Genomic DNA, 12,680 nt, shown 5'->3' on the forward strand with positions numbered 1-12,680 from the left:
GCCCGGTCCGCCCGGGATCATGCGGGGCGAACCCTCCGCACAGATCGTGACGACCCGGGCCATAAATGTCACGGCCCGTCACATGACGTTGTCACGGGTAGTCATATGAATACGCAGCGGAAGATTTTTGCGTCTCCGATGCCACAAACGGGCCCACTTTCCTGTTCATTGGAGGGTGAGGGCAAACCGTCCTCCCGCTGCCGCCGTCGCCTCGGCGCCCCGTCAGCGGTGCACGGCGACCGGAACGAGGACGGCTCGTGAGCGCTGACCGGGACCGACTTCCAGCGACGTGCGCCCCGGCGCACGCCTGCATCACGGAGTTAGCCGCGCCCTCCCGCTGCCCACCGACGACCCGCGCGCCGGGGCCGTCCGACCACCGGCTGTCGATCACCTTCGAGGCGTTCCTGGCGACCCATGCCGGCAAGTGGCTGACGTACGCCTACCTGCACACGGGCAGCGAGGCCGCCGCCCGCGAGGTCACCCTGTCCGCGTACGAGCAGCTCGGCCGGCTGTGGCCGCACGCGCTGCGGCAGGCCTCGGTCGAGGCGTACGCCTGGTCGGTCCTCAAGGAGCGGGTGGTGGAGTGGCTCTACGACCACCAGCAGCCCACCGCGCTCACCGAGACCGCCGCCTTCGCCGTCGTCGCGCACGCCCTGCTGCGCGAGTGCCAGCAGCAATTCGCCATGCTGGAGAGCCAGTTGGGGCTGTACGCGGCCATCGCCCGGCTGCCGGAACGGCAGTGCGACGTGATCGTGCTGCGGCATGTCATCGGCTACAGCGACGCCCAGATCGGGGGGCTGCTCGGGGTCGACGAAGTCACCGTCCGCTCCTATGCGAGCCGCGGCAAGCGCAAGCTCGCCGCGGCTCTCGGCATCGACCAGGGAAACACCAGGGGGAACTGAACCATGTCCTACCAACGCCCGGCCGGCCGCCGGGAGACCGTCGAGACGCTGCTGAGCGCCGCCGCCGCGGTGTCCGGAATCGACGGCCTGGCCGGCATCTGCGACCTCGCCGACCGCACCGTTCCCGGCGGTCCCGGTACGCGGACCGTCGCCCTGCGGACGGGGGCGGACGGGCCACGGGCGGCGGTGCTGCCGGGGCGCGCCGACCGCGGGGCACCCAGCGCCTACCCCAGCGCCCGCGACGAGGCCACCCACGAACTCCAGCTGGCCTGTGCGCTGGTGGTCAACGCCGCGGCGGCCGCGGCCAGCCTGGAACGGCTGGTCAACGACCACCACATCGACCCCGAAGGCGCGCTGGTCTTCGCCTGTCTGCTGCACATCACCGGGCGCTGCGACGCGGCGCACTTCTGGTGGCACTTCGGCGCCGGTGCCGGCAGCCGGACCGCGGCCTACTGCTTGTACCTCTCCCACCGCCGCAACGGCGAGTACCGCGACGCCGCCTACTGGCGCGAGCAGGCCGCGCACGCCCCCGACGAGGAGCGCCCGTCGGTGGCGGCGTTCGACGACAAGCAGTTACTGCCGGACGCCGCCCGGCACAACCTCCTGGTGCAGTGGCACAGCGGGCTCGCCCCGACCCTGCCGACGGCCCTGGAGAACGTGATCAACCGGCTGGTCGTGGACAGCGACGACGAGGACTTCGGCGAGATCCCGCGCCCGTCGCCCACTCTCGTCCAGGACCTCGGCCGGGGCGGGTGCGCCCCGGGCCGGCCCGGTGGCATGCTCAGAGGAAGCTGACGCCCTGCGCGAGCGGCAACTCCGCCGAGTAATTGACGGTGTTGGTGGCCCGGCGCATATAGGCGCGCCAGGCGTCGGAGCCGGACTCGCGGCCGCCGCCGGTCTCCTTCTCGCCGCCGAACGCACCGCCGATCTCCGCGCCGGACGTGCCGATGTTGACATTGGCGATACCGCAGTCGGACCCGTCCGCGGCCAGGAAGCGCTCGGCCTCGCGCTGGTCGCGGGTGAAGATGCTGGAGGACAGGCCCTGCGGCACGCCGTTGTGCAGGGCGATGGCCTCGTCGAGGGTGCGGTAGGTCAGTACGTACAGGATCGGCGCGAAGGTCTCGGTGCGGACGATCTCGGTCTGCTCGGGCATCCGGACGATCGCCGGCCGGACATAGGCGGCGTGCGGGGCCTGGTCCGCCAGGCACCGCTCGCCGCCGGCCAGCAGCTTGCCGCCGGAGCGCTGCGCCTCGGTCAGCGCCTCGGACATCGCCGTGTGGGCGGCGGTGCTGATGAGCGGGCCGACGAGGGTGGCCGGGTCGAACGGGTCGCCCAGCGGCAGCTGTCCGTAGGCGTGCACGATCCGCTCGACGAGCCGGTCGGCGAGGTCCTCGTGGACGATCAGCCGGCGCAGCGTCGTACAGCGCTGGCCCGCGGTGCCCGCCGCGGAGAAGACGACGCCGCGGACGGTGAGGTCGAGGTCCGCCGAGGGGGCGACCACGGCGGCGTTGTTGCCGCCGAGTTCGAGCAGGCAGCGGCCGAAGCGGGCGGCGACCCGGGGCGCGACCTGCCGTCCCATCCGTACCGAGCCGGTCGCGCTGACCAGCGCCACCCGGGGGTCGTCGACCAGCCGCTCACCGCACTCCCGGGCCCCGAGCAGCAGCCGGTGCACCCCGGCCGGCGCCCCCACGTCGGCGGCCGCGCGGGTCAGCAGCCCGTCGCAGGCCAGGGCGGTGAGCGGGGTCAGCTCGGACGGCTTCCACACCACGGTGTCGCCGCAGACCAGGGCGACGGCGGTGTTCCAGGACCAGACGGCGACGGGGAAGTTGAAGGCGGACAGCACGCCGACCACGCCGAGCGGGTGCCAGCTCTCCGACAGCCGGTGCCCGGGCCGCTCGCCGGCGATGGTCCGGCCGTAGAGCTGCCGGGACAGGCCCACCGCGAAGTCGCAGATGTCGATCATCTCCTGCACCTCGCCGAGCGCCTCGGAACGGATCTTGCCGGCCTCGATGGTGACCAGGTCGGCGAGGTCCTCCCGGTGGGCGGCCAGGAGTTCTCCCAGGCGCTTGACGAGCGCGCCGCGCCGCGGGGCTGGCACGGTGCGCCAGTCCTCGAAGGTGCGGTGCGCCTCGGCGACGGCCTCCTCGGTCTGCTCGGGGGTGGTGGCGGCGAGGTGGGCGAGGGTTTCGCCGGTCAGCGGTGTACGGGCGAGGACGGTGTCGGCCGCCGCGGCACCCGTGTACGCGTCGAGGTCCACGCCGCAGCGGCCGAGGGCGGCTGCCGCGCGGGCGCGCAGGGCGTCGGTGTCGGGGAGCCGGTGGCCGGCGGAGTCGGTGGCGGGCATGGCGGAACTCCTGGGTGAAGGTGGGGTGGGCGGTGGTCAGCGGGCCGGGTCCGGGACGACCGGATCCGCGCCGGCCGGTTCGGTGTCGACGAGTTCCCCGTCGTCCAGTGCGCGCAGCGCCGCGCTGGCCTGAAGGGTGAACAGCGCCTGCCGCAGCGAGTGGTCCTGCTGCCGGGCGCAGAGCGCGAACGGGTCGAGCACCGGCCGGCCGATCGCCTCGGACAGCCGGTGTGCGTCGAAGGGGTCGCCTGCCAGGTCCGCGTCACGGGTGCCGTCGCCGGTCAGGTTGGAGCGGAAGATGCCGGCGGCGGAGCGGGGCAGGAAGTCCTCGTAGACGACGGGGTGGGCGGTGAGCCAGCCCTGGGTGAGCAGGCCGGCGAGGTCGGCGGGCGGGCGCCGGCCGTCCCGGGGCCGGTCGGTGACCGGCTGGTAGGTGAAGAACGCCTGGTGCGCGACGGCGAGTTGGTGCTCGGTGGCGGGAAAGCCCTGCCGCCACAGGTCGCGGGCCACCGCCTGCCGGTCGGCGCCCGGGCTGCGCGCCATCCGGCGGTCGGTCTCCGCCATGAGGTGGTCGTAGCGGGCCCGGCCCGCGCGGGTCAGGGCGATGCCCCGCGCCTCGACCTCGCCGAAGCGGACCCGGAGCGATCCGACGGTGACCCGGCCGTCGGCCGCGCGGAACCTGCGGGGCTCGGCCAGCGCCCGGAAGGAGGTCTGGCGCAGCAGGACGTCGGGGCCCTCCCAGCGCGGCGGCCCCTGGATCCGGTCGATCATGGTGATGCCGCGCTCCGCCATCCGCCGGTAGAGGGCGTCGATGTCCAGGACGCGCGGGGTGAGGTGGTTGATGTGCGTGGTGCTCACCCCGCCGATGTCGGCGGCGACCGCGGAGACGCGCTCCAGCTCGGTGTACCAGGCGCGGTCGACGGGTTCCGGGGAGAGCGCGAACGCGGCGACCGCCAGGGTGAGGAGGCGTTCGGCCTGCGGCTCGGGGAGTCCGGCGGCCTGCTCCGCGCGTTCGGCCAGGGCGAGGAGTTCCGGCGGGAAGAGTTGCCGGCGGGCAAGGAAGGCCTCGACCCGGGCTGCCAGGCCGGCGTCGAAGAAACGGCGGTCGGAGGTGGTCAGCAGGGAGGTGAAGACCCTGAAGGGGTTGCGCTCCAGCTCCTCGCCGCCGATCGGCCGGAAGGCGGTGGAGACGACGGGCACGGCGCCCTCGTCGCCGTCCCTGAGGTCGTAGAAGCCCACCGGGTACATGCCGAACGCGGCGAAGATCTGGGCGGCCTGGCGGAGTTCCGCGGGGGTGCCGACGCGGATCGCGCCGTGGCGTTCCGCGGTGACCCGGCTGATGCCGCCGAGCCGGCCCGCGTGCGGATCCCGGGCCGCGACCTCGTCGTTGACCTGCCCGGCCACGTCCAGCAGCGTGGTGTACGCGGGGACTTCGGTGCCGTACATGGCGGAGAGCCGGCGGGCGAACGCGGCGCGCAGTTGCCAGGTGGGGACCATAAGCAGCTCCGGGGGTGGGTGCGGACCGGGGTCAGATGATGTGGGCCTCGGGGCGGCCGGCGGGACGGGTGGTGTCGTCGAAGCGGGTGGCGGCGAGCGGCCCGATGTCGACGAACGGCTCGCGCCCCAGGTACAGGTCGCGGACGAGCTCGCCCACGGCGGGGGCCTGCAGGAAGCCGTGGCCGGAGAAGCCGGTGGCGTACAGGAACCGGCCGGGCCGGTTTGCCTCGCCGATCAGCGCGTTGCGGTCGGGGGTCATCTCGTAGAGGCCGGCCCAGCCGTCGACGACGGGCAGCCGGGCGAGTTCCGGTGCCCGGCGGGCCGCCGCGGCACGGAACGGGGCGAGCCATTCGCGGGTGAAGTCCCGCTGGAATCCGGGCTGTTGGCGAGGGTCGGACAGGCCCATGAGCAGCCCGCCGGCGCCGTCGTTGTGGAAGTAGAGGGTGGAGTCGAAGTCGAGGGTGAAGGGGATGCGGGGCGGTGCGGGGCGCAGCGGCCCGGTGAAGGCGATCTGCCGGCGCAGCGGGGTGACGGGGAGGTCGACGCCCGCCATGGCGCCGACGGCCCCGGACCAGGCGCCCGCGCAGCAGATGACGGCGGGGGTGCGGACGGTGCCGTGCGGGGTGTGGACGGCCTGCACGGCACCGTCGGCGGTGTCGAGGGCGGTGACCGGGCAGTGGGTGCGCACGCTCGCGCCGAGCCGGCGGGCGGCGTGCAGATAGCCGGTCACCGCGGAGCGCGGCAGTGCGTAGCCGTCGGTGGGTGAGAAGGCGGCGGCGACGATGCCGGCCGGGTCGAGGTACGGGCACAGCTCCTGGGCGGCGCGCGGGGTGATGATGCGGCTGGGGACGCCGTGTGCGTTCTGGGTCCGCACTCCCTCGGTGAAGATGGCCAGTTCGCGGTCGTCGCCCAGGAGGAAGAGGTAGCCGACGGACTCCAGTCCGACGGCGGCGCCGGGCCGCCGGGCGAAGTCCCGCCAGGCGTCCAGGCTGCGCAGGCCGAGCTGGATGTTGAGCGGGTCGGAGAACTGGGCGCGGACGCCGCCGATGGGTTTGCCGGACGAGCCGGAGGCGGGCCGGTCGCGCTCCAGCAGGAGCACTCCGGTCACGCCCGCCTCGGCCAGGTGGAACGCGATGCTCGCCCCGATGACACCGCCGCCGATGATCACGACGTCGGCCTGTTCGGGGAGGGGGACTGGGGCCTTGGCCGAGGTCGCGGTGGATGCCATCCGGGCCGCCTTCCGGTCTGCTGGTGCGGTACGGAGTGGGTGGTGGGAGGTCGGACGCACCGGTGCGGGTGGAGCGCGGTCACCGGTGGTTCAGATGGTGACGGGCGGGCCGTGCCGCGTCCATCGACAGTCGCTGGACGCGATCTATTAAGACTTCTGGGCCCCAGGGGGTTTGGCAAGGCGGCGCACGGGGCCGGGGGGCCGGCGGCGCTGGGTAGGGTGCCGCCATGGAATTGCCAGGGGTCCAGCTCAGGACGCTGCTGGAGCTGACCCGGAGCGGCACGATGACCGCGGCGGCCGCGGCCCTCGGCTATACGCCGGGCGCGGTCTCGCAGCACGTAGCGGCGCTGGAGCGGGCCACCGGCACGGAGCTGGTCCGGCGGGCCGGGCGCCGGGTGGAGCTGACGGACGCCGGGCACACGCTCGCCGACCACGCGGAGCGGATCCTGGCCGCGCAGGCGGAGGCAGTGGCGGCGCTGGAGCGGGGCCGCGGGGAGCTGCGGGCGCGGCTGCGGCTGGGGGTGTTCGGTACGGCGGCCGCGGTGCTGCTGCCGCCGGCCCTGCGCCGGCTGGGTGCCCGGCACCCCGGTGTGCGGGTGGAGAGCCGCGAGGTGGAGGTGGACCAGGCGTACGCGGAGGTGTGTGCCGGACGGGTGGAGCTGGCGCTCGGGCTGGACTATCCGGACGCGCCACTGGTCCGGGACGGCGCGGTGGAGCTGGTGCGGATGCGCTCCGAACGGTTCTCGCTCGCCGTGCCATCTGGGCGGCCGCCATGGGACGTGCCGGAGGGGCGGGCGGGTGCGCTGCGGCTCGCGGAGACCGCCGACTGCGACTGGATCCTGCCGGCGGCCGGCTCGTATTACGGGCGGGCGATCCGCGCCGTGTGCCGCCGGGCGGGTTTCGAGCCGCGGGTGGTCCACGAGGTGACCGACACCGCCACCTCGCTGGCGATGGTGGGGGCGGGGCTGGGTGTCGCGCCGCTGACGGAGCTGATGCTGCGGCTGCGCTCGCAGGGCATCACGGCGGTGCCGCTGCACGACCCGGTCGTCCGCCACATCGTGGTCGCGGTCGGCTCCGCCGCGCTGCGCAGACCGTCGGTGGCGGCGCTGATCGACGCGCTGCGGGAGGGCGCCACGCCGTAGGGCGGGTCCGCCTCACCCCGACGGAGCCGCTCGGCGCGCCCGGTCCGGCGGCCTCCCGCACCCTGGAGCGGCCCCACCGCGTCCGGCCCTGGAGGTACCGGTGAATGCCGCCCGTCCGCTCGCGCTGGCCGCGCTGCTCGCCCTCGGCACCGGCCTGCCGACCGCCCCCTGGGCACCCGCCGCCGAGCCGCACCGCACGGCCGCCCGGCCCGCCCTGTACGAGACCACCGATCTGGCGCTGTCCGGTCAGGGCGCGCACACCTACCGCATTCCGGCGCTGACCACCCTGCCGGACGGCACCCTCCTCGCGGCCTACGACCGGCGCAACGACAGCGGGGCCGATCTGCCGGGCAACGTGGATGTGATGGTGCGGCGGAGCACCGACAACGGGCGCACCTGGAGCGCCCCGAGGGCGGTGGTGGACTACGACGGCGGGGTGGGCGCGGGCGACCCGAGCCTGCTCGCCGACCGGCAGACCGGCCGGGTCTTCCTCTTCCACGCGTACGCGCCCAAGGGCGTCGGCTTCGGCAGCGCGGGGACCGGCAGCGCCCACGACAGCACCCGTGTGCTGCACACCGACTACAGCTACTCCGACGACGGCGGCCGCAGCTGGCGCAACCGGCGGCTGACCCGCGACCTCAAGGACCCGTCCTGGCATGGCATCTTCGCCTCCTCCGGGGCCGGCAGCCAGCTCTCCGGAGGACGGCTGCTGCAGCAGTACGCGTTCCGCAAGGCGGACGGCAGCATGTGGGCGGCCAGCGCGTACAGCGACGACCACGGCGCGAGCTGGCACATGGGCGCGCCGGTGGGCCCGCGGATGGACGAGAACAAGACCGTGGAGCTGGCCGATGGCCGCATCATGCTCAACAGCCGTACCAACGGCGTCAGAAGGCGGCTGGTCGCCCACTCGTGGGACGGCGGGCTGACCTACAGCGCCCCGGCCGCGGACGACGAGCTGATCGACCCGGCGAACAACGCCTCGATCCTGCGCTACGACCCGGCGGCGCCGGCCCGTCAGCCGCGCGCCCACTGGCTGCTGTTCAGCAACACGGCGAGCACCGGCGCGCGCGAGAACCTGACCGTGCGGGCGTCCTGCGACGACGGGCGGAGCTGGCCGATCGCCCGGACCGTCGCGCCGGGCGCGGCGGCGTACTCGACGCTGACCCGGCTGCGGGACGGCACCTTCGGACTGCTGTACGAATCCGGCCCGTACCGGAAGATCACCTTCGCCCGGTTCGACGGCGCGTGGCTGGGGATGCGCTGCCCGGCCTCCCTGCCGTCAGCCGCGCGCACCGCCGCTTCACACGGACGGGTCAGGTGAAGCGGGCGGCCACACCGGGCGGCTGCCGTCGGGCACGGCGGCCAGCGCATGGCCGACCGTGGGATAGCAGGAGAAGACGTTGAGGGACTGGGTGCCGATCAGCAGCCGCAGCATCCGTACGCCGAGCGACGCCAGCAGCAGCCGCCCCTCCAGCCGCCGGCACAGCCATTCCAGGGCGAGCAGACAGCTCAGTCCCCGCGAGTCGCAGAAGCGCAGGGCGGTCAGATCGAGCACCAGGAAGCGGTGGCCGGCCGAGACCACGGACCGCGCCTCGGAGAGAAAGGCCTGCTCGGTGCGGAGGTCCAGCTCCCCGCTGACCCGCAGCACCGCGCACTCCTCCGCCTCCACGATCGCAGTGACCGCCAACGACCGCATCTCCGAGCTCATGGCGTCCACCCTAAGCGCCAGGGGCGGGGGCACCACCCCGACGGTCGGCCGGCCGTCGGGCACTGGCCGGTCGCGGCCGGTGGGCGCGGGGGTGGCCGGTGTGGACGACGGGCCCGCCACCAGGCCCGTACGGGCACGCGGCGGGGCGGTGGGCCCGGGGGACACGGTCAGAAAGCAGGCAGAAACGGGCAGGTTTTCCGTGGTGACGGGCAGCTCTGCGCAGGTGGCTGCTTGCTATAAACCTGATGCGGACGGAAACGGGCAGTCCCGTGACCGAACGGAAGCCGGAATCAGCCAGAAATCGGGCAGGAGTGAGCCATGAGGGCCGAGGAACGCCAGCACCGCATCCTCGCGCTCGCCCGGCAGTCCGGCCGGGTCGAGGTCGCCGATGCCGCAGCCGAGTTCGGGGTGGCCCGCGAGACCGTACGGCGGGACCTGAGCGAACTGGAGCGCCGGGGCCTGATCCGCCGCACGCACGGCGCGGCCTATCCGGTCGAGAGCGCCGGCTTCGAGACCACGCTGGCCCGGCGGGAGACGCAGCTGGTGGCGGAGAAGCGCCGGATCGCCGCGGCCGCGGCGACGCTGGTCGGCGAGGCCGAGACGGTGTTCGTCGACGAGGGCTACACACCGGAGCTGGTCGCCGTGCTGCTGCCCACCGACCGTCCGCTCACCGTGATCACCGCGTCGCTGCGGACCGCGTCGCTGGTCGCGGCGTCCGAGTCGACCACCGTCCTGCTGGCCGGCGGGCGGGTCCGCTCCGGTACGCAGGCGACGGTGGGGTCCTGGGCCCGGGACATGCTCGCCCGATTCGTGATCGACCTGGCCTTCATCGGAGCCAACGGCGTCTCCCGGGAGCACGGTCTGACCACCCCCGACCCGGCCGTCGCCGAGGTGAAGGAGCAGGCCGTGCGCTCCTCGCGGCGGCGGGTGCTGGTCGCGGTGCACAGCAAGTTCGGCGCCAGCAGCTTCTGCCGGTTCGCCGACGTCGGCGACTTCGACGCGATCGTCACCGACGCGGGCCTGTCCGCGCCGGAGGCCCACCGCTACTCCCTCCTCGGGCCGCAGGTGCTCCGGGTCTGACCGGGCAGGGCCGCCCGGAGGAACCGGCCCGTACGCACACCCCACAGTCCCGCCGACGGCCGCCCCGGCCGCCGGACGGTCTCCCCATCGTGCCCGCGGGCACGCCAGACGTCCCCCCGTACGTCCCCAGAAAGGCAAGAGCCGTGAGAGCACGATCCCCCATGCGCAGCCGTACCTGCCGCGCCGTAGGGCTGACCTCGGTCGCCCTGGCCCTGACGCTGTCCACCGCCGGCTGCTCCGGCGGCTTCGGCGCCACGGGCAAGGGCGGTTCCGACACCCTCAACGTCCTGATGGTCAACAACCCGCAGATGGTGGATCTGCAGAAGCTCACCGCCGAGCACTTCACCAAGAAGACCGGCATCAAGGTGAACTACACCGTGCTGCCGGAGGACGACCTGCGCGACAAGATGAGCCAGGACTTCTCCAGCCAGGCCGGGCAGTACGACGTGGCCAGTCTCAGCAACTACGAGACGCCGATGTACGCCCTCAACGGATGGCTCGCCCCGCTCGGCGACCGGGCCGCCAAGGACCCGAAGTTCGACCAGAAGGACATCCTCGCGCCGCTCCGCAAGTCCCTCACCGCCGTCGACGGCCAGATGTACGCGCAGCCCTTCTACGGCGAGTCGTCGTTCCTGATGTACCGCAAGGACCTGTTCAAGGAGGCCGGGCTGTCCATGCCCAAGCGGCCGACCTGGCAGCAGGTCGCCGCCATGGCAGCCAAGCTGGACGGCTTCCGCAAGGACATGAAGGGCATCTGCCTGCGTGGCCAGCCCGGTTGGGGCCAGGTGATCGCCCCGTTGTCCACGGTCGTCAACACCTTCGGCGGCACCTGGTTCACCAAGGACTGGAAGGCGCAGCTCGACAGCCCGGAGTTCGCCAAGGCCACCCAGTTCTACGTCGATCTGGTCCGCAAGCACGGGGAGGCGGGCGCGCCGCAGGCCGGCTACACCGAGTGCCTCAACGACATGCAGCAGGGCAAGGTCGCCATGTGGTACGACGCGACCGCCGGCGCCGGCTCCCTGGAGGGCGCCGGATCCAAGGTCGCCGGGAAGGTCGGCTACGCACCGGCGCCGGTCGACCAGACGCCCAGCTCCGGCTGGCTGTACACCTGGGCCTGGGGCGTGCAGAAGGCCAGCAGGAACCAGGACGCGGCGTGGAAGTTCATCAGCTGGGCCTCCGGCAAGGAGTACGAGCAGCTGGTGGGCCGCAAGTTGGGCTGGGCCAACGTGCCCGCGGGCAAGCGGGCGTCCACCTACCAGAACCCGCGGTACGTCCGGGCGTCCGGAGCGTTCGCGCAGGCGACGAAGGACGCGATCAGCTCGGCCCGGCCCGACGACCCGGGTGTGCAGCCGCGTCCGGCCCCCGGTATCCAGTTCGTCGGCGTCCCCGAGTTCGCCGACCTGGGCACCAAGGTCTCCCAGGAAGTGAGTTCGGCGATCGCCGGCAAGCAGAGCGTTTCCGAGGCCCTGGAGAAGAGCCAGCGGCTGGCGCAGGAGGTGTCGGATGCCTACCACAGCCGCTGAGCCGACCCGGCGCGTCCGCCACGGCCGGGACGCCGTCCCGGCGGCCCCCGGTAGACAGACCGCCCGTGCCCGGCGGGCACAGCGGGCCAAGGACTGGGCCCGGCGGGCTCCGCTGCTGCCCGCGCTGGTCTTCCTGATCGTCGTGACCCAACTGCCGTTCGTGGCCACCGTGGTGATCTCCTTCACCCGGTGGAACGCGCTGGCGCCGGACAACCGCGGCTTCGCCGCCTTCGACAACTACGTGGCCGTCTTCACCGATCCCGCGATGCGCTCCTCGGTCATCACGACGGTGGTACTGACGGTGACCGTGGTGCTGGTCAGTCTGCTGCTGGGGCTGGGCCTCGCGCTGCTGCTGGACCGGAGCTTCCGCGGCCGCGGCATCGTCCGCACCCTGCTCATCACCCCGTTCCTGGTGGTGCCCGTCGCGTCCGCGCTGCTGTGGAAGCACGCCCTGTACAACGCCTCGTACGGGCTCCTCAACGGCTCACTGACGTGGATATGGGGCCTGTTCGGCAGCGACCACCCGCCGCAGCCGGACTGGATGACCGACTCGCCGCTGGCCGCGGTGGAGGTGTCGCTGATCTGGCAGTGGACACCGTTCATGATGCTGATCCTGCTGGCCGGTCTGCAGAGCCGGGCGACGGACGCGATCGAGGCGGCCCGGATGGACGGCGCCTCCGCCTTCGACATCTTCCGCTATCTGACGCTGCCCCACCTGCGCCGCTACCTCGAACTGGCCGCGCTGCTGGGCACCATCTACGTCGTCCAGAACTTCGACGCGGTCTTCACCATCACCTCCGGAGGCCTCGGCACCGCCAACCTCCCCTACACCATCTACCAGACCTTCTACCAGGCCCACGACTACGGACGGGCGTCCGCGCAAGGCGTCGTCGTCGTGCTGTGTTCGCTGCTGGTGGCGACCTTCGCGCTGCGCACCGTCTCGTCCCTGCTGCGCGAGGAGGTCTCCCGATGACCAGCGCACTGCTGACCCGGCGCCCCGCGGGCGCGCCCGCGACCCGGCGCCGGCGGCGCACCGGCAGCCTGCTGGGCCTGGCGGCCTGGCTCTGCGGGATCGCCTTCTTCCTGCCCGTCGCCTGGATGGTGCTGACGTCCTTCCACGGCGAGACGGACGCGGCGAGCAATCCGCCGAGCGTGGGTGCCCCCCTCACCCTGCACGGCTACCGCGAGTTCTTCGGCCAGGGCACCGGCGTCAGCCCCTGGCCGCCGCTGATCAACTCGCTGACCGCCTCGGTCGT

Annotated in this window: 11 protein-coding genes and 1 pseudogene; 8 read left to right on the plus strand and 4 right to left on the minus strand. The window is 73.2% G+C overall.

What is annotated here, in order from left to right; translation table 11 throughout:
* Positions 1 to 257 precede the first annotated feature (257 nt).
* Positions 258 to 902 (plus strand): RNA polymerase sigma factor, encoded by a 645-nt coding sequence (locus tag AC0680_RS28170; protein ID WP_478634009.1) that lies wholly within the window; start codon positions 258 to 260, stop codon positions 900 to 902.
* Positions 903 to 905: 3 nt separating this feature from the next.
* The gene (locus tag AC0680_RS28175; RefSeq protein WP_478634010.1) at positions 906 to 1,697 is read left to right on the plus strand and encodes a hypothetical protein; all 792 of its coding nucleotides are present in this window, start codon (positions 906 to 908) and stop codon (positions 1,695 to 1,697) included.
* On the opposite strand, the gene amaB is transcribed toward AC0680_RS28175, so the two are convergent.
* Genes amaB through AC0680_RS28190 form a run of 3 tightly spaced genes read right to left on the minus strand, consistent with a single transcriptional unit; the run spans position 1,684 to position 5,971 of the window.
* A complete protein-coding gene (gene amaB / locus AC0680_RS28180; RefSeq protein ID WP_478634011.1) occupies positions 1,684 to 3,246 on the minus strand; it encodes an L-piperidine-6-carboxylate dehydrogenase in 1,563 nt (520 codons plus the stop codon). The two genes, AC0680_RS28175 and amaB, sit on opposite strands and share 14 nt — an antisense overlap.
* A gap of 36 nt (positions 3,247 to 3,282) precedes the next feature.
* Positions 3,283 to 4,743, minus strand: a complete 1,461-nt coding sequence (gene hglS, locus AC0680_RS28185; RefSeq protein ID WP_478634014.1) for a 2-oxoadipate dioxygenase/decarboxylase — start codon at positions 4,741 to 4,743, stop codon at positions 3,283 to 3,285.
* A 31-nt stretch (positions 4,744 to 4,774) separates the two neighbouring features.
* Complete coding sequence (locus AC0680_RS28190) at positions 4,775 to 5,971, minus strand: NAD(P)/FAD-dependent oxidoreductase (protein ID WP_478634016.1); 1,197 nt, start codon at positions 5,969 to 5,971, stop codon at positions 4,775 to 4,777.
* Positions 5,972 to 6,198: 227 nt separating this feature from the next.
* On the opposite strand from AC0680_RS28190, the gene AC0680_RS28195 reads away from it, so the two are divergent.
* Both AC0680_RS28195 and AC0680_RS28200 read left to right on the plus strand, forming a co-directional pair.
* Positions 6,199 to 7,113 carry a LysR family transcriptional regulator gene (locus AC0680_RS28195; RefSeq protein ID WP_478634017.1) on the plus strand — a complete coding sequence of 305 codons (915 nt, stop codon included), beginning with the start codon at positions 6,199 to 6,201 and terminating at the stop codon, positions 7,111 to 7,113.
* A gap of 100 nt (positions 7,114 to 7,213) precedes the next feature.
* Positions 7,214 to 8,434, plus strand: coding sequence for a sialidase family protein (locus AC0680_RS28200; protein WP_478634020.1), 1,221 nt, complete (start codon positions 7,214 to 7,216; stop codon positions 8,432 to 8,434).
* Here AC0680_RS28200 and AC0680_RS28205 read toward each other — a convergent pair.
* Complete coding sequence (locus AC0680_RS28205) at positions 8,414 to 8,821, minus strand: STAS domain-containing protein (RefSeq protein WP_478634022.1); 408 nt, start codon at positions 8,819 to 8,821, stop codon at positions 8,414 to 8,416. The genes AC0680_RS28200 and AC0680_RS28205 overlap by 21 nt on opposite strands.
* A gap of 318 nt (positions 8,822 to 9,139) precedes the next feature.
* On the opposite strand from AC0680_RS28205, the gene AC0680_RS28210 reads away from it, so the two are divergent.
* The 4 genes and pseudogenes from AC0680_RS28210 to AC0680_RS28225 form a co-directional block, all read left to right on the plus strand.
* Positions 9,140 to 9,901 (plus strand): DeoR/GlpR family DNA-binding transcription regulator, encoded by a 762-nt coding sequence (locus AC0680_RS28210; protein WP_478634024.1) that lies wholly within the window; start codon positions 9,140 to 9,142, stop codon positions 9,899 to 9,901.
* 161 nt (positions 9,902 to 10,062) lie between these two features.
* Complete coding sequence (locus AC0680_RS28215; protein WP_478634026.1) at positions 10,063 to 11,424, plus strand: ABC transporter substrate-binding protein; 1,362 nt, start codon at positions 10,063 to 10,065, stop codon at positions 11,422 to 11,424.
* Entirely contained in the window at positions 11,405 to 12,397 is a 993-nt protein-coding gene (locus AC0680_RS28220; RefSeq protein WP_478634028.1) for a carbohydrate ABC transporter permease, read from the plus strand. The genes AC0680_RS28215 and AC0680_RS28220 overlap by 20 nt, the downstream gene beginning before the upstream one ends.
* Positions 12,394 to 12,680 (plus strand): annotated as a pseudogene (locus AC0680_RS28225) (carbohydrate ABC transporter permease); the annotation flags it as partial. The gene AC0680_RS28220 and the pseudogene AC0680_RS28225, both read left to right, overlap by 4 nt.

Source organism: Streptomyces sp. NPDC043738 (genome assembly GCF_056436545.1).

Coding starts and splice junctions, on each gene's coding strand:
- AC0680_RS28175 (WP_478634010.1), top strand. CDS start 906: ATGTCCTACCAACGCCCGGCCGGCCGCCGGGAGACCGTCGAGACGCTG.
- amaB (WP_478634011.1), bottom strand. CDS start 3,246: ATGCCCGCCACCGACTCCGCCGGCCACCGGCTCCCCGACACCGACGCC.
- hglS (WP_478634014.1), bottom strand. CDS start 4,743: ATGGTCCCCACCTGGCAACTGCGCGCCGCGTTCGCCCGCCGGCTCTCC.
- AC0680_RS28190 (WP_478634016.1), bottom strand. CDS start 5,971: ATGGCATCCACCGCGACCTCGGCCAAGGCCCCAGTCCCCCTCCCCGAA.
- AC0680_RS28195 (WP_478634017.1), top strand. CDS start 6,199: ATGGAATTGCCAGGGGTCCAGCTCAGGACGCTGCTGGAGCTGACCCGG.
- AC0680_RS28205 (WP_478634022.1), bottom strand. CDS start 8,821: ATGAGCTCGGAGATGCGGTCGTTGGCGGTCACTGCGATCGTGGAGGCG.
- AC0680_RS28210 (WP_478634024.1), top strand. CDS start 9,140: ATGAGGGCCGAGGAACGCCAGCACCGCATCCTCGCGCTCGCCCGGCAG.
- AC0680_RS28215 (WP_478634026.1), top strand. CDS start 10,063: ATGCGCAGCCGTACCTGCCGCGCCGTAGGGCTGACCTCGGTCGCCCTG.
- AC0680_RS28220 (WP_478634028.1), top strand. CDS start 11,405: ATGCCTACCACAGCCGCTGAGCCGACCCGGCGCGTCCGCCACGGCCGG.